The organism is Roseovarius sp., from assembly GCF_030373445.1.
Lineage (GTDB): Bacteria > Pseudomonadota > Alphaproteobacteria > Rhodobacterales > Rhodobacteraceae > Roseovarius.
In genome coordinates this window covers 213,145-229,771 of the sequence record NZ_JAUCYU010000003.1, presented here as the reverse complement: position 1 = coordinate 229,771, position 16,627 = coordinate 213,145, and the positions used below count along the sequence as shown (strand labels likewise).

At 65.3% G+C, this 16,627-nt stretch carries 13 protein-coding genes; 10 read left to right on the top strand and 3 right to left on the bottom strand.

From position 1 onward, the window contains the following. The first annotated feature begins 60 nt into the window (after positions 1-60). The 6 genes from QUV18_RS07425 (at position 61) to QUV18_RS07400 (ending at position 7,568) form a co-directional block, all read left to right on the top strand. Positions 61-1,455, top strand: a complete 1,395-nt coding sequence (locus tag QUV18_RS07425; protein WP_300892948.1) for an aminotransferase — start codon at positions 61-63, stop codon at positions 1,453-1,455. A gap of 608 nt (positions 1,456-2,063) precedes the next feature. Continuing rightward, positions 2,064-3,089 (top strand): ABC transporter substrate-binding protein, encoded by a 1,026-nt coding sequence (locus tag QUV18_RS07420; RefSeq protein WP_300892946.1) that lies wholly within the window; start codon positions 2,064-2,066, stop codon positions 3,087-3,089. A 79-nt stretch (positions 3,090-3,168) separates the two neighbouring features. Next, positions 3,169-4,221 (top strand): ABC transporter ATP-binding protein, encoded by a 1,053-nt coding sequence (locus QUV18_RS07415; protein WP_300892944.1) that lies wholly within the window; start codon positions 3,169-3,171, stop codon positions 4,219-4,221. Continuing rightward, entirely contained in the window at positions 4,218-5,126 is a 909-nt protein-coding gene (locus QUV18_RS07410; protein WP_300892942.1) for an ABC transporter permease, read from the top strand. Before QUV18_RS07415 ends, QUV18_RS07410 begins: the two co-directional genes overlap by 4 nt. Further along, positions 5,126-5,941 (top strand): ABC transporter permease, encoded by an 816-nt coding sequence (locus QUV18_RS07405; RefSeq protein WP_300892940.1) that lies wholly within the window; start codon positions 5,126-5,128, stop codon positions 5,939-5,941. The genes QUV18_RS07410 and QUV18_RS07405 overlap by 1 nt, the downstream gene beginning before the upstream one ends. Further along, on the top strand, positions 5,934-7,568 hold the full coding sequence (locus QUV18_RS07400; RefSeq protein ID WP_300892939.1) for an amidohydrolase: 1,635 nt from the start codon (positions 5,934-5,936) through the stop codon (positions 7,566-7,568). The genes QUV18_RS07405 and QUV18_RS07400 overlap by 8 nt, the downstream gene beginning before the upstream one ends. Here QUV18_RS07400 and QUV18_RS07395 read toward each other — a convergent pair. Next, entirely contained in the window at positions 7,565-8,494 is a 930-nt protein-coding gene (locus QUV18_RS07395; RefSeq protein WP_300892938.1) for a LysR substrate-binding domain-containing protein, read from the bottom strand. The genes QUV18_RS07400 and QUV18_RS07395 overlap by 4 nt on opposite strands. A gap of 223 nt (positions 8,495-8,717) precedes the next feature. Between QUV18_RS07395 and QUV18_RS07390 the strand changes: the two genes are divergently transcribed. From QUV18_RS07390 to QUV18_RS07375, 4 genes are all read left to right on the top strand, one after another. Then, positions 8,718-10,802 carry an acetate--CoA ligase family protein gene (locus QUV18_RS07390; protein ID WP_300892936.1) on the top strand — a complete coding sequence of 695 codons (2,085 nt, stop codon included), beginning with the start codon at positions 8,718-8,720 and terminating at the stop codon, positions 10,800-10,802. A 14-nt stretch (positions 10,803-10,816) separates the two neighbouring features. Further along, positions 10,817-12,001 carry an acyl-CoA dehydrogenase family protein gene (locus QUV18_RS07385; protein ID WP_300892935.1) on the top strand — a complete coding sequence of 395 codons (1,185 nt, stop codon included), beginning with the start codon at positions 10,817-10,819 and terminating at the stop codon, positions 11,999-12,001. A 53-nt stretch (positions 12,002-12,054) separates the two neighbouring features. Beyond that, positions 12,055-12,807: a class II aldolase/adducin family protein gene (locus QUV18_RS07380; RefSeq protein ID WP_300892933.1), complete on the top strand. Its 753-nt coding sequence runs from the start codon at positions 12,055-12,057 to the stop codon at positions 12,805-12,807. Positions 12,808-12,891: 84 nt separating this feature from the next. Next, on the top strand, positions 12,892-14,769 hold the full coding sequence (locus tag QUV18_RS07375; RefSeq protein ID WP_300892931.1) for an MBL fold metallo-hydrolase: 1,878 nt from the start codon (positions 12,892-12,894) through the stop codon (positions 14,767-14,769). Between the two features lie 53 nt (positions 14,770-14,822). On the opposite strand, the gene QUV18_RS07370 is transcribed toward QUV18_RS07375, so the two are convergent. Both QUV18_RS07370 and QUV18_RS07365 read right to left on the bottom strand, forming a co-directional pair. Then, positions 14,823-16,082: a TRAP transporter large permease gene (locus QUV18_RS07370; protein WP_300892929.1), complete on the bottom strand. Its 1,260-nt coding sequence runs from the start codon at positions 16,080-16,082 to the stop codon at positions 14,823-14,825. Then, entirely contained in the window at positions 16,079-16,615 is a 537-nt protein-coding gene (locus QUV18_RS07365; protein WP_300892927.1) for a TRAP transporter small permease subunit, read from the bottom strand. The genes QUV18_RS07370 and QUV18_RS07365 overlap by 4 nt, the downstream gene beginning before the upstream one ends. Positions 16,616-16,627 lie beyond the last annotated feature (12 nt).

The window sequence follows — 16,627 nt, the reverse complement described above, 5'->3', positions numbered from 1 at the left end:
CACGATGCACACAGGAACAGATCGCGCCGGCCCGGCGCGAGCAGAGTTGGAGGTAAGTTCATGGCTGATACTCAGCAAACCACCGTCACCGGCGCCCGCCAGAAGCACCTCGTACGCCCCTCGCAGGACATGGCCGCGCTGGGCAAGGATGACATGCCGGTACTCACCAGGGCGGAAGGCATCTATGTCTACGCCGAGGATGGCCGCAAGCTCATCGACGGCCCGGCCGGGATGTGGTGCACCCAGATCGGATATGGCCGCAAGGAAGTCGTCGATGCCATCGCGCACCAGGCGGCGACCATCTCCTTCGCCTCGCCCTGGTACATGAGCACCAGCCCCTCCGCCCGCCTTGCCGAGAAGATCGCCACACTCACGCCGGGGGACCTGAACCGGATCTTCTTCACCACGGGCGGCTCCACCGCTGTCGACAGCGCGCTGCGCTTCACCGAGTTCTACAACAACGTCCTCGGCCGTCCGGCGAAAAAGCGGATCATCTCGCGCATCGACGGCTACCATGGCTCGACCGGGCTGGCGGCCTCCGTCACCGGGCGCCGGGGGAGCTGGGCCAATTTCGACATCGAGTCCGACCGCGTCTCCTTCCTCTCCTCGCCCAACCCGCGCCACGCGGGCACCCGAAGCGAGGCCGAGTTCCTCGACGATCTCGTGCAGGAATTCGAGGACCGGATCGCGAGTCTCGGGGCCGACACGGTCGCCGCCTTCATCGCCGAGCCGCTGCTTGCCAACGCGGGCGTCATCATTCCGCCCAAAGGCTACCACGCCCGCTTCAAGCAGGTTTGCGAAAAGCACGACATTCTCTATATCTCCGACGAGGTCGTGACCGCCTTCGGACGCTGCGGGGAATGGTTCGCCTCGGAAAAGGTGTTCGGCGTGACGCCCGATATCATCACCTTCGCCAAGGGCGTCACGTCGGGCTACGTGCCGCTGGGCGGCTTCGCGATCTCGGACGCGGTCATCGCCAGGATCTCGGGCGAAAACGCGAAGGGCAGCTGGTTCAACAACGGCTTCACCTATTCCAACCAGCCCGTCTCCTGCGCCGCGGCCCTCGCCAATATCGACCTGATGGAGCGTGAGGGCATCGTCGATCACGCGCGCGACACCGCGGGATATTTCCGCAAGGCGCTGGAATCGCTGCTCGATCTGCCGGGGGCAGGGGCCGTGCACTCCGCGGGGCTGGTCGGCTGCGTCCAGTGCCTGCTCGACCCCAGCCAGCCAGACGGAACGGAGCAGGACCGCGCCTTCGCCGCCCGTGTCGACGAGATCTGCTTCGAACTCGGGCTGATCGTCCGCCCGATCGCCGAGCGTTGCGTCATCTCCCCGCCGCTTGTCATCACCCGGGCGCAGATCGACGATGTCGTCGGCATCCTGCGCAAGGCCATTGAACAGGCAGGGCAGGAAGCGGGTCTGACATCGCCGGCGGGCGCCGCGGCCGGCTGATCGGCCGCGCCCTGCCAAGCCGGGCGCCTGGCGTCCCGGCAATTCAATACGGGCCCGCGGTATCCCTTGGCCGCGGGCCTGACAGCGACCCGATCGCCCGATCCACACGCGAGTTTCGGCGAGCGCAAGGCACCGCCTGCATAAAACCCTGCCTCATTTCAAAATGACCGCGTCGAAGTACGACATGGCGACAGGACGAAGTGCGTTCTTCGTCTGCATGGCACGCCATTGCGCCCGGTCGATATGTAATTAAAACATGTAAAAACAACGAATTCATAGAGATTCAGCTGTACCGGATATCCACGCTATCGCCGTTCCAACCACCTGCGATCAAGCGTCGGAATCGCACGGTCATCCCCTGGTCAATGCATCGAAAACATAACTTCAAGTAATGTACCTCTTACTATTTGTGACTTCGGCTGCGCCCCCTCCACCGATACTCTTCTTCCCAGTTGCAGGGCCGCCTCGTGTCGGGAAGCTACTACCCCGAAGGGCGCTCCGAACCACGGCGCGAATTCCGGGAGCGCGCTGGCCGAAGACCGCGAACGAAAAAACGAAGAAACGACACGTAAACCGGAACCTCGACCACACCGACAGGGAGAAAACGAATGAAACGCATTGTTGCAACCGCGATTGCCGCGTCGGCCGGATTGTGCGCCGCGCCGCTTCACGCGGAAGGAAGCCTCACCTACGTCTCGTGGGGCGGAAACTACCAGCAGGCCGAGCGGGACGCCTTCCTCGATCCCATCGAGGACGAGCTCGGCATCACCATCCGCGAAGAAACCTACACCGGCGTTCACGAGGTCCGTGCCCAGGTGCTCTCCGGTGCCGTGACCTGGGACATCGTCGACCTGGGCGGCTTCGAATGCGCCCAGGGCCAGGCCGAGGGCCTCTTCGAAGAACTCGACTGGAACGTCGTGTCCACCGAGGGGCTCGACGACAACGCCTGGTCCGATACCTGGGTCTCGATCCTCTATTACTCCACCGTCCTCGCCTACAACCCCGAGGCGCTGGAAAAGGCACCGACAAACTTCACCGATTTCTGGGATGTCGAGAACTTCCCCGGCCGCCGCGCCCTCTACAACGAGGCGCCCACCATGCTCGAGGCGGCGCTTCTGGCCGACGGCGTGCCGAAGGACGAGCTCTACCCGCTCGACCTTGACCGCGCCTTCGCCAAGCTGGAAGAGATCAAGCCGCATATCGACGCCTGGTGGGATTCCGGCGCCCAGTCGATCCAGCTGCTCGCCGATGGCGAGGTCGACATGCTGCCGATCTGGAACGGCCGTATCGAGGTGCTTCGGGAAGAGGGCTTCCCGGTCGAAATCGTCTGGGATCAGGGCACCCTTTCGGTCAGCTGCGTCGCCATCCCCAAGGGGGCGCCCAACAAGGACCTTGCGATGAAGGCGATCAACCTGATGATCTCGCCCGAGATCCAGGCCAACCTGCCGCAATACATCAACTACGGTCCGGCCAACGCGCTTGCCTTCGAAACCGGCAAGATCCCCGAGGACAAGATCGCCACCAGCCCCTCTGCGCCCGATCACCTCAAGGTGCAGGCCGTCATCAGCCCCAGCTACTGGGGCGAACGCCTGACCGAGCTTGACGAGCGCTGGGACGCCTTCATGCTCAAGTAAGCGATGCCCACGCCGCCCGGGGCCTCCCCGGGCGGCACCCGTTAAGGTAATGGAGGCTGAATTGAACGGTTCAACCGGCTTGTCCATCAGCGGCCTGTCGAAGCACTACGGCTCGTTCCGCGCGTTGGACGCAATCGACCTGGCGATCGGGGCAGGGGAATTCATGACGCTTCTCGGGCCGTCCGGCTCGGGCAAGACGACACTTCTCATGACCATCGCGGGATTCACGCGGCCAACGAAGGGCCATATCCGGATTGCCGGGCGCGACCTTGCAGCCGTGCCGCCGCACAAGCGCAATTTCGGCATGGTCTTCCAGCATTACTCGCTGTTTCCCCACCTGAACGTCGCCGAGAACGTGGCCTATCCGCTTCGGATGCGGCGCATGTCGCGCACCGATACCGAGCAGCGGGTCGCCCATGCGCTCGACCTCGTGCAGCTGCGCCACCTGTCCGATCAGCGTGTCGGCAACCTGTCCGGCGGCCAGAAGCAGCGCATCGCGCTTGCCCGCGCCATCGTCTTCGAACCCGACGTGCTCCTGATGGACGAACCGCTTTCCGCGCTCGACAAGAACCTGCGCGAGCAGATGCAGTTCGAAATCCGAAGCCTGCACGACAGGCTCGGCATCACCACGGTCTACGTCACCCATGACCAGCGCGAGGCGCTGACCATGTCTGACAGGATCGCGGTCATCAACCACGGCCGGATCGCCCAGCTCGGCACGCCGACGGATCTCTACAATCGCCCGGCCGACAGCTTCGTCGCCGAGTTCCTGGGCGAATCGACGCTCCTTCCGATCGAGCGTTCGGGCGTGGATTACACGCTCTCCGGCCAGCCGCTGCGCCATGACCATTCGGCGCCGGACGCGCGATACCTGATGGTCCGGCCCGAGAAGCTGGAGTTCTGGGAACCGGGGCTCGAACCCACCCACAACCGCTTCAACGGCACGATCGAGCAGAAGGTCTTCCAGGGTGACAGCCTGCAAATCCGCATTCGGCTGGCCAGTGGACAGCAGATCGTCATGCGCCGGCCCGCCCGGCGCACGGTGCTCGACCGGATCGGCGAGGGCGGCGCCGAGATCGCGCTCGCCCTGCATTCCGACGACACGGTGCTCGTCCCGGACGGTGCCGCATGACCGCGCAATCCGACACGGCCCCCGCCGGAAACGCTGTTCCGGACGACAACACCCGCCAGCTTGCCGCCGCCGGCCGTGGCGAAACCTTCCGCCATTTCGCGCTCACCTTCCCGGCGCTCCTGCTGATCGTCGTGCTGGTTTTCGGCCCGGTCGGCTGGCTCTTCTGGCTGTCGCTGATCGAGGATGGCCAGTTCTCGCTGGCGCATTACCAGCGCATGTGGACAGCCGCCTATTTCGAGATCTTCAGCCAGACCTTCCGCATCAGCCTGCTCGTCACCGGCCTCGCCATTCTCGTCGGCTACCCGCTCGCCTACCTGATGAGCCAGCTGCCCAGGCGTATCGCCGGGCTGATGATGATCTGCGTGCTGCTGCCCTTCTGGACCTCGCTTCTGGTGCGTACCTACGCCTGGATGGTGCTGCTCCAGCGGCGCGGGCTGATCAACGACGCGCTGATCGGCACGGGCGTCATCGAGCGGCCCCTGGCGCTCGTCAACAATCTCACCGGTACGGTAATCGGCATGCTGCACATCATGCTGCCCTTCATGATCCTGCCGCTCTTCGCCAGCCTGCGCACGATCGACCTGACCTACATGCGCTCGGCCTCGAATCTCGGCGCCTCGCCGATCCGGGCCTACTGGACGGTGTTCTTCCCGCTCTCCCTGCCGGGCGTCTTCGCCGGGGCCATCCTCGTCTTCGTGCTCTGCCTCGGCGTCTACGTGACCCCGGCGCTTCTGGGCGGCGGCAAGGTGGTGATGGTGTCGATGAAGATCCAGCAGAACGCGGCCCTCTATTTCGATTGGGGCGCGGCCTCGTCGCTGGGGGTGATCCTGTTGGCCATCACCGTGGTGCTGTTCTGGCTGCTCAGCCGGCTGACCCGGATCGAAACCATGTTCGGAGGCGGATGATGCTGCAAGGCAATGCAACCGACACCCAGATCACCCACCTGCAGCGGCTCTGGCTTTACATCCTGTGCGGTCTGATCCTGATCTATCTGGTCTTCCCGATCTTCATCGTGGTGCCGCTCTCCTTCTCCGACAGCCGCTTCATGCGCTTCCCGCCGAAGGACTGGTCGCTGCGGTGGTACATCAACTTCCTGACCTCGCCGGAATGGCGCGCCGCGATATGGGTTTCGCTTCGGGCGGCGGTCTACACGACGCTGCTGGCCACGCCGCTCGGGGTGGCGGCGGCCTGGGGGCTGGCGCGCTCGCGCCTGCCGGCGGCCCGCGCCCTCGTTCTGGCGGTGATCAGCCCGCTGATCGTGCCCGTCATCATCACGGCGATCGGCCTCTTCTATCTCTATGCCCGGCTCAACCTCGTCCACACCATGACGGGTATCGTGCTGGCACACACCTGCCTCGCCATCCCCTTCGTCTTCGTCACCGTCTCCTCGGCGCTCAGCCATTTCGACATCGGCTACGAACGCGCCGCGCGCAGCCTCGGCGCCTCGCAACTCCGTGCCTTCATGACGGTCACCCTGCCGCAGATCTCGCCGGCGGTGATGTCCGGGGCACTCTTCGCCTTCTTTACCTCTCTGGACGAAGTCGTGATTTCGTCGATTATCTCGGGCGGAGAGAACACGACCCTCACCAAGAAGATGTTCAGCGGCCTCCGGGACGAGCTTGACCCGACCATCGCCGCGGTTTCGTCCTTCCTGATCGGGATCTCCCTCGTAATCCTGCTGCTTGCAGTGCTGATGTCGAAAGGACGCAACGATGACTAGGGCCATGGCCGACACGATCCTCGTGAATGGCGACATCGTCACGATGGATCCGCTCCTGCCGCGCGCCACGGCGCTGGCGGTGCACGACGGAAAGATCCTCGCCATCGGCCGCGATGACGACATCACCGAGCTGAAAGGCCCCCTGACCCAGGTGATCAACGCCGGGGGGCGGATGGTGCTGCCGGGGATGCAGGATACCCATATCCACCTGCAGGACAGCGGCTATCAATACAGCGCCATGGCCGACCTGACCGGCGCGGTGACCCACGACGCCCTGCTCGACAGGCTGTCGGACTTCGCCGCCGGGCATGACGGCGAATGGGTGCTCGGCGTGGCCTACGACACCGGCGCGTTTTCCGAGGCCAACCTCAGCCGCGCCGATCTCGACCGCGCCGTGCCCGACCGGCCCTGCCATATCCTCTCGGCCGATCTCCACTCCTCCTGCCTCAACACCGCCGGCTGCACCGCCCTCGGCCTCACCCGCGACACGCCCGACCCCGACAACGGCCTCTTCGCCCGCGACGCCAGGGGCGAGCCGACCGGCATGCTGCACGAAAGCGCGATGGAATGGGCGCACAACCGCATGCCCCCGGTCACCGACGACGATTACGTCAAGGGCATCGCCGAGGCGCAGGCGCTCTGCCACCGCAACGGCCTGACCGGCGTGATCGACCCCCGCGTTACCGAACGCCACGCCCGCGTCTACCAGCGCATGGCCGCCGAGGGCAGCCTCCGGCTCCGGGTCGGCGGCGCCGGCCTCGTCCTGCCCGAGCTCAGCGTCGAGGACAATGTCGCCGCCCTCGTCGCCATGCGCGACACCTTCTCCGGCGGCCTCTTCCACCTGCATTCCGCCAAGTTCTTCCTCGACGGCGTGTTCGAGAACCGCACCGCCGCCATGATCGACGGCTACAAGGACGCCGCCGGCGGCAACTACCCCCTGATGTTCGATCCCGATCACCTCAACGCGCTCTGCGTCGCCTTCGACGCGCTGCGCTTCCAGATCCACATGCACGTGATCGGCGACTACGCGGCCCGCGCCGGGCTCGACGGGGTCGAGGCGGCGCTGCGGGCCAACGGCGCCTGGCCCTCGCTCCACCAGCTCACCCATGTCGAATGCGTCCATTCCGCCGATATCGGGCGGTTCGCCGACCTCGGCGCCGTGGCCAACATGCAATGCCTCTGGGCCCGCAACGCCCCCACCGTCACCAAGGTCGCCGTGCCGATGACCGGTGCCGACCGCTCGGCCGACATCTACCCGTTCGGCGCCTTGGTCGATGCGGGCGCCACCGCCACGCTCAGCAGCGACTGGGGGGTTTCCACCCTCAACCCGTTCAAGATCATGGAAGTGGCGATGACCCGCCAGAAGGTCGGCCAGCCCGACGATCCGCCCTTCCACCCCGAGCATCGCCTGACCCGCGAGGATGCGCTGAAAGGCTACACTCTCAACGCCGCCGCCGCGGCGTGGCGGCCGGAAACCGGCAGGCTCTCCCGCCACACCGCCGCCGACCTCATCGTGATCGACCGCGATATCCTGACCTGCGACACCTACGAGATCGGCGCGACCGAGGTGCTCCTGACCCTCTTCGCCGGCTCCGAAGTCCACCGTTCCGAACGGTTCAACGGTTAGCCGGTTTCCGTCCGCGCCGGCGCCTCGCCGGTGCGCAACTCCGCGATAAGCCAGTCCCGCACCTGCGCGGTGGTCTCGCGCAATGGCCGGTCGGGTGCCGCAACGACATGATAGTCGAGCCCGGTCAGGTAATCCCGGTCGCACAGCGTCACCAGCCCCTTCTGTTCCAGCTCGTGCTCGACGATGTACCGCCACCCCAGCCCGATGCATTGCCCCTTGATCACCGCCTGCATCAGCAGCGCATAATCCGAGAACCGGATCTCGGCCGCCTCGGCTGGCGAGGCAAATCCCATCTCCGACAGGTACTTCGCCCAGGGAAGCCGAAGCTGCTGGTTGAGATGGCCCAGCGTGTGCCCGGCAAGGCTCTCGCAGCCCTTCAGCCCGCCATGCGCCGCCACGTAGGCCGGGCTTGCCACGGCAACGACCCGTTCCTGTTGTAGGAACCACTTGTCGAACCCGTAATCGGCATCTTCTGTCCGCCGCAGCCCGAGGCTCGCGCCATCCAGCGGCCCGATCGACTCGTCATGCAGGATCTGGAACCGGATCGGAATATCCGGAAAAGTCTGCCGGAACAGGTCCATGCGGGGCATGAACCAGTGCATCGCGAAGGCTGACGTCACCGAAAGCGTGACCGTATCGGGATCGGCCTTGAGCCGCTCGATTTCGTCGAAGGCGGCTTCGATCCGGCTGAATCCGCCCGTGACCGCATCCGCCAGGATCTGCCCCGCGCGGGTCAGCGTCACCCCGCCGGAACCGCGCTCGAACAGCCGCACGCCAAGGTCTTCCTCGAGCTGGCGAATGGTCTTGCTCACCGCCGGCTGGGTGACGTTGAACTCCCGGCTCGCATCGGAAAAGCTCAGCTTCCGCGCGGCGCTTTCGAAGACGAACAACGCACCGGACGACGGCAGTCTCGATCGCAGGCTCATCGACGGGCACTCTCCTTGTTTACCGGCAGCTTATCATAACTCCAGGTAATGAAGTAGTGAGAAATCCCGGCATGGTGCGGGACGCCGCCTTTTCATACGGTTTTGTGCAGAACCACCGCATCCATCTCCCACGAGCACCCGTCCGCCCGCCATGCACACGATCTCCCATCCACGTAGTGAAACGACCTCCCGCATCGATCCGCACACCGACCGGGGCAACGGCATGAACGCATTGCTGCGCCCGTCATCCATCGCGCTGATCGGCGCGTCGAACCGCGCCGGGGCGCCGGGCCGGGTGATGGTCGACCAGGCCAGGGCCGGGGGCTTCACGGGCCGTCTCTTCCCCGTAAACCCAAGGGAAACGGAAATTTCCGGCCTCACCTGCGTACCCAATCTTGCCCATATTGCCTCGCACGTGGACCTGGCCGTCATCGCCGTGGGCGAGGCCCGAACCGAGGCCGCCCTGTCAGAGGTCATCGACCGGGGCATTCCCGCCGCGATGATCTTCGCCGGCTGCGACGGTGCGGGCGCCGAGGGCGACGGCGTTCTGGCCCGCCTCACCGCCATGGCGCGCGAGGCCGGGCTGGCCTTGTGCGGCCCCAACAGCATGGGCTTCGTCAATCCCTCCCACGGGCTCAACGTCATGGCCTACGCGCCTCGCGTGGCTCTTAGGCGTGGTAATATCGCCCTGATCGCGCAATCCGGTTCGGCCTTCAGCGCGCTGACCTACAATCACGACCGCCTGGGCTTCTCCCTCGCCGTGTCCACGGGGCGCGAGATCGCCACCCGGAGCGAGGATTACCTGCACTGGGCGCTCGACCAGCCGGAAACCGGGGTCATCGGCCTCTTCCAGGAAACCGCGCGTGACCCGGAACGCTTCCGCGAGGCGCTCGAGCGCGCCGAGGCATGCGGCATTCCCGTCGTGATCCTCAAGGTCGGTCGAAGCGAGGTGGCGGCCCGCTTCGCCGCCAGCCACAGCGGCGCCATCGCCGGCAACGCCGCCGCCTACGAGGCCGTGTTCCGCGCCCATAACGTCATCGAGACCCACACGCTCGACGACTTCGCCGCCTGTCTGCAGATGTTCTCCCATGTCGATCCGCTCGCGCTGCCCGACGGGCGCCTCGCCGGCGTCCACGATTCCGGCGGCGAGCGCGAGATGGTCGTCGACCGCGCCGAAGAGCTGGACGTGCCCTATGCCGTGCTCTCGGCGCACACCAAGGCCCGGCTCGCCGACAATCTCGACGCCGGGCTGCACCCGGAAAACCCGCTCGACGCGTGGGGCTCCGGGAAGGATTTCGAACCCAAAATCAACAACATGATGAACGCCCTCATCACCGATCCGGATGTCGGCGTACTTGGCCTCTTCGTCGATATCCGCGACGGCTCGTGGACTTCCGGCACTTGCGTCGACGCGCTGGCCAGCGCCTCCGCCGCCAGCGGCAAGCCGGGCGTCGTGGTCAGCAATTTCTCCGGCGTGAACCACGCGGTGATGGCCAGCGACGCCATCGCGGCGGGCCTGCCCGTCATCGAAGGCACCGACGAAGGGCTCCGCGCCGTCCGTGCGCTGTTCGACTGGCGCGATGCCCGCCGCCACGCGAACAGCCCCGATCCCCTTCCCCAAATCCCCCCCGGCATCGCCGCCAAGTGGCGCATCCGCTTGACGGAAGCGGCCCCCCTCGACGAGGCCGAGGCGCTCTCGCTCCTCGCCGACTACGGTATCCCCACGCCGCGCCTCGCCCGCATCACCTCGCCGGCCGACATCGAGGCGGCCGTCGCCACCGTCGGCCTGCCGCTCGTCCTCAAGACAGCCGCCCCCGGCGTGGCCCACAAGAGCGACGTGAACGGCGTCATCGTCGGTCTGCAGACCGCCGACGACGTCCGCGCCGCCTATGCCGACCTCTCCGCCCGGCTCGGACCGATGGCGATCGTGGCCGAGATGGCCCCGAAAGGCGCCGAACTGGCCTTCGGCATCCTTCACGACGACAGCTTCGGCCCGCTCGTCATGCTGGCCACCGGCGGCATCTGGATCGAACTCCTGAAGGACCGCGTCGTCGCCTTGCCGCCTTTCGGTCCCGCCGGCGCACGCCGCATGATCGACCGCCTGCGCCTCGGCGCCATGCTCACCGGCGCTCGCGGCCGCCCCCCGGCCGATCTCGACGCCGTGGCCGACGCGCTGGCGCGCCTCTCCCGCCTTGCCTCGGATCTCGGCGACCTGATCGCCGAGATGGACGTCAACCCCGTGCTGGCAGGCCCCGGCGGATGCTGCGCCGTCGACGCACTGCTGACGCCCCGCACCCCCGCTCCGTAACCGAAGGACTAGCCATGGATTTCACCTTCACCGATCACGAACGCGCCCTCTCCAAACTCGGCCGCGACTTCTTCGAGCAGGTGCTCGAACCCCTCGAAGTCATGACCGACGAGCATGGCGAACTCCCCGACGCCGAGCGCGCCCCCCTGCGCCAGAAGGTGCGCGACTGGGGCCTCGCCGGCATCAACCTCGGCCGCGAGCACGGCGGCCTGGGGTATTCCATGGTCGAGCAGACCCTGATCGAGGAACAGCTCGGCCGGGTGACCAACGGCCTCTGGTCCGCCGTCTGGCGCGCGCCCGTCAGCCTGAAATTCGGCACCGACCGGCAGATCGAGGAGTATCTCATCCCCTCCGCCGGCGGCGAACGCCGTGGCTGCTTCGCCATCACCGAGCCCGGCGCTGGTTCCGACCCGCGACAGGTCCAGACCCGCGCCGATTTCCGCGACGGGCAATGGCGGCTCAGCGGCGAGAAGTGGTTCGTCACCTCCTACAATGCCAGCGATTTCATCATCGTCCACGCCCATGTCGACGGCGACCCCGACAAGCCCACGCTCTTCCTCGTCGACAAGCCCGATTGCTACACCGCGCCCCCCAACACGACGCACCGCCGCTCGCCCAAATTCATGCACAACTTCGCCTATGACCACGCCGAGCTGGTCTTCAACGACACCCCCGTGCCGGCTGACAAGATGCTGGGCGAGGTCGGGCAGGGGTTCGAGCTGACCAAGGACTGGTTCGTCGAGGCCCGCCTCCAGATCGCCTCCCACACGCTGGGCGCCGCCACACGCGCGGCCGAAATCGCCAATGCCCACGCCACAGAGCGGCGCCAGTTCGGCCGCGCCATCCGCGATTTCCAGGCGATCGAGTTCATGCTCGCCGACATGGCGGTCGAGCTCTACGCCGCCAAGTCGATGCTTTACCGTGTCGCCGCCGAGATCGACAGCGGCGCAGACCGCTCGCTGATCCACTCCCACGCCAGCGCCCTCAAGCTTCACAGCTCCGAGGTGGCGGGCCGGGTCGTCGACAAGGCGCTCCAGATCCTCGGCGGGCGCGGCTACATGCGCGAGAACCCGGTCGAACGCCTCTACCGCGACATCCGGGTCGACCGCATCTGGGAAGGCACCTCCGAGATTCAGCGCAACGTCGTCGGCGGCCGCCTGCGCAAGATGGGCATGTCGCTTTACAGCGACGTGGCCTGACGTCGCGGGCGCACCGACCTTCGCCTCAGACCCAACCGGAAAGGAGAGCCAGAATGCAGCATCCAGACCTCCCCAACGACACCGCGTCTCCCGAACAGGCCGCGCGGAAAGACCTTGCCGCGACGTTCCGATGGTTCGACCGCCTCGGCATGTCCGAAGCAATTGCCAACCACTTCAGCTATGCGCTCGACCCGGGCGGCGAGCGCTTCCTGATGAATCCCTACGGCGTTCACTGGGGCACGCTGAAGGCGCAGGACCTGCTGACCCTCGAGGCCGCGCACCTGCCGGATGACCTTCGCGACAGGGTGGACCCGACGGGCTGGTCCATCCACGGTGCCATCCACCGCAACGTCCCCGGGGCGCGCTGCGTGATGCACCTCCATTCCCGCTATGCCACCGCGCTCTCGATCCTCAAGGATCCCTCGTTGCCGCCGCTCGACCAGACAAGCATGCGGTTCTACAACCGCGTCGAGATCGACCTGGGCTTCGACGGCATGGGCCTGGCCGAAGAGGGCGAGAGACTATCCACCCTTCTGAAGGAGAAACGCATCCTGATGATGGGCCAGCACGGTGTCCTCGTGGTGAACGAGACCATCGCCGGGGCCTTCGACGACATCTACCATTTCGAACGCGCCTGCGAGACGTATCTCATCGCCGCCGCGACGGGAAAGGAACTGAACCCGGCGCCTGCCGAGATCGCGGAAAAGACCGCGCGCCAGTGGGAAGACTACCCCGGCTTCGCCGAACGCCACCTCGCCGCGGTCAGGAAGGTGCTGGATGTCCAGGATCCTGATTACGCCGTCTAAGGGGCAAATGACCCCGGAGGCGGCGATGCCCGGCCACCCGTTCTGCACGTTCCTTCGTCCGGGGCCAAGGGCTCGGGGCCAGCCATGATCCAGCTTTCTCCAAGCATCTGGAAATTTTCAGACAGTTGTAACGTCTACGTCGTCAAATCCGGGAAGGAGTGCCTGCTGATTGACGCCGGATCCGGCGCTGTCGCAGATCACCTTGCATCCGTCCACGTCGACAGGGTCGACTGGATCCTGCACACGCACCATCACCGCGATCAATGTTGGGGAACCCCGCGTCTCCAGAAGGCCGGTGCGAAAGTCGCCGTCCCGGAATACGAGCGCCACCTCTTCGACAACGTCGAGTGTTTCTGGAATTCACGCAGACTATTCGACAACATGAACGACCAGAACACGTTCTTCTCGCTCGGCACGTCCATCCGCGTTGACGCAACACTCAACGATTACGAGACATTCGGGTGGAAAGACCACGTCTTTCACGTCCTTCCCGCGAAAGGGCACACCTATGGCATGGTCAGCCTGATCGCCGAGATTGACGGCCGCAGGGTCGCCTTTACCGGCGACCTCATGGTCAATGGCGGCAAGCTCTACCAGCTTCATGCCATGGAATACAATTACGGCGACATGCTCGGGATAGAGTTCACCATGCAATCCCTGCTGGCCCTGAAGCGCCAGAATGTCGACGTGGCCTTTCCGTCTCATGGCGCGCCGATCCACGATGTGAACGCGAATATCTCGGCTCTGGAGAAACGGCTTGTTGCCCTGTCCGAAGTCGGCCGTCAGAGGACGTCGGGCACGGACAGCCCCTTTGCCGAACGCGAAACGCTTTACGAAAGCAAGCTGCAAAGGATTTCCGAGCACCTTCTCTGGGCCGGCCCCTACACGTGCTCGAACTTCTACGTCGTGCTCGATGGCCAGGGGCACGCCATGCTCATCGACTACGGGCTATCTTCCCTCGGCCATCTTCACGGCCAGGCCGACCACGACAGCATGCAACTGCTGCGCTTCGTGGAACATCATCTTGGGCAACTTTTCGATGATTTCGCGGTCCGAGAGATCGAGATGGTGATCCCCACGCATATCCACAACGATCACGTCTGCGGTATCCCGTATCTCCGAAAGCATTTCGGGACAAAGTGCTGGGCTCTCGATCATGTCTCCAAAGTGATCGCAAGCCCCTCATATTGGGCCGCCCTGCCTTGTGTCTTTCACAAGCCCATCGAAGTCGACCGCGAGCTAAGCGATGGCGAGGCGTTTCACTGGCGTGGCTTCGATTTCCGGATATGGCATGCCCCCGGACAAACGGAGTTTCACTCCATCATTTCCGGAACCATCGACGGCACGCGCGTCGCCTTCACCGGTGACAATATCTTTCTTTACCAGTCGCACGGTCGCGAACGGCCCGCCCAGACAACCGTGCTGCGGAACAGCTTCCAGTTGGACATGCACCGCCGCTGTGCAGAGGTTCTTCAAGCCTCCCGGCCAGAGCTGATCTGCCCCGGCCATGGAGACCTGATTGCCATGTCACCGACCCGGCTGGACGAATACGCGGATTTCATTGATCGAAAGGAACGTGCGGTCCGTGATCTCGTGGGCGACCCCGCAGATCACTTTGTCGACCTGTTCTGGGCGCAGATGCATCCGTATCTTTCCATCGTTTCGAAAGGCGACGACGTCCTGTTCACGGTGAGACTTCGAAACAACCTGGCACGCACGGCCGTCTACGAGGCGCGTCTTGTCCTGCCCGAAGGATGGAAAACGCCTGCAGGAAGCGTCAGCATAACCCTGCCTGCGGGCGGGCACGGCACCCTCGACCTGCCCGCCACGGCCCCGCACTGGGCGCACACCGAGCGAATGCTCGTCACGGCAGAGATCCTGATCGATGGCGTGTCCCAGGGCCCGATTTGCGAGGCGCTGGTCGTCACCCGATCTGCTGACCGGCCCGGGCCAACGGGCTGAAACGCATGCTCGCCTTCGGGCGTACCGGTCCTCGGGTCACTGTCCCGCCGGCATCACTCCAGCCACGTGGTGAACCACGGGAACCGGCTGAGCACCACGAGGATGACCGCCACCGCCAGCAGGAACGGCCAGAGCGATTTCAGGATGCGCCCCGGCGTCACACCGCTCATCGAGGACGCGACGTATAGCCCCACGCCCACCGGCGGCGTCAACAGCCCCAGCACCAGGTTGAGGCACATCACCACCCCGAACTGGTAGGGGCTGATGCTGTAATCGTTCATCGCGATCGGCAGCAGGATCGGCGAGATCAGGATCACCGCCGCGATCCCGTCGATCAGCATGCCCACGAACAGCAGGATCACGTTGACGATCAGCAGGAAGACGAACGGGTCGCTGGTGACCGAGGTGATCAGTGCCGCCAGCTTCTGCGGCAGCGCCTCATAGATGATCACCCAGCCGAAGACATTCGCCGCCGCGATCATGAAGATGATCATCGAGGCGTTCACCGCCGTCCGCCGGAACATCGTGAACAGCGCCGCGGGCTTCAGCTCGCCATAAATCAGCCATCCGATAACGAACGCAATGAGCGAGGCGATGGCGGCGCTTTCCGTGGGCGTCGCGATCCCCAGCAGGATGCCACCGATGATCGCCACCGGGATAAGCGCTGCCGGCAGCGAATAGAGCAGGGCCGAGGCGGCCTCGCGCCGGGTGAACCAGCTCCCCTTCGGAAACTCCGTCACCATTCCGATCGCACAGATCACCGCGGCGAACGCCCCCGACAGCAACAGCCCGGGCAGGATCCCGGCCAGGAACATGTCGCCGATCGGCACCTGCGCCAGCACCCCGAAGATCACGAACATCATCGACGGCGGAATGACCGGCGCCAGCAGCCCGCCGGCGGCCGTGGTCGCGGCGGCAAAGCCCGTGTCGTAGCCTTCCTTCTCCATCTCCGGCGTCATCGCCCGCGCCATCACCGCGATCTGCGCCGTGGCCGACCCGATGATCGCGGCCATGAACATGTTGGCCAGCAGGTTTATATAGGCCAGCCCGCCCCGGAACCCGCCGACAAAGACCCGCGCCGCGTTGATCAGGCGCCGTGTCATGCCGCCCTCGTTCATCATCTCTCCGGTCAGCATGAACAGCGGAATGGCCAGCAACCCGTAATTCTCCAGCCCCGAGAACATCTTCTGTGCGAAGCTGTCATACAGCACCGCGTTGCCGCTTTCCCAGATGTACCAGATCGCGGTCAGCGCCAGCACCAGCGCGACGGGCACGCCGATCAGCAGCTTGAAGAGAAAGACAACCGGCGTCACGTCTTGGCCTCCGGCTTGCGGCCCTGTCCCAGAAGGTTGGCGAAGCCATGCAGCGTGGCCCCCAGCGCAAAGGCCCACATCACCATCCAGACCCAGTACTTGGGCACGCCCAGCGTGGTCGTGGGCTCGCCATAGATGAAATTGAACGTCGCCCCCTGGAACGCCTCGGTGTCGAAGCCGAACCGCGCCAGCTCCAGCGGCGAATACCAGCGCCAGCAAAACCAGACCATGAACAGCGCGAAGACCACGACAAGCACGTCGACGACCTTCGCCGCGATCTTCGCAAGGGCAGGGGGCAGGGGGTCGGTCAGCGCGGTCACCACGACCGTCTGCCCGTTATGCAGGGCCGCCGAGGCGCCGAGGAAGGTCATCCACGCCATCGCGTAGATCGCCAGTTCGTCCACCCAGTAAAGCGCGGCGCCCATGCTGCGGGTGAAGACGTTGAGCAGGATAAGCAGGGTGACCGAGACAGCCAGCGCCGCGGCCAGCGTCAGTTCGATCCGCGCCCATGCCGCCGATATGCGCCCGATCATGCCCGACCTCCG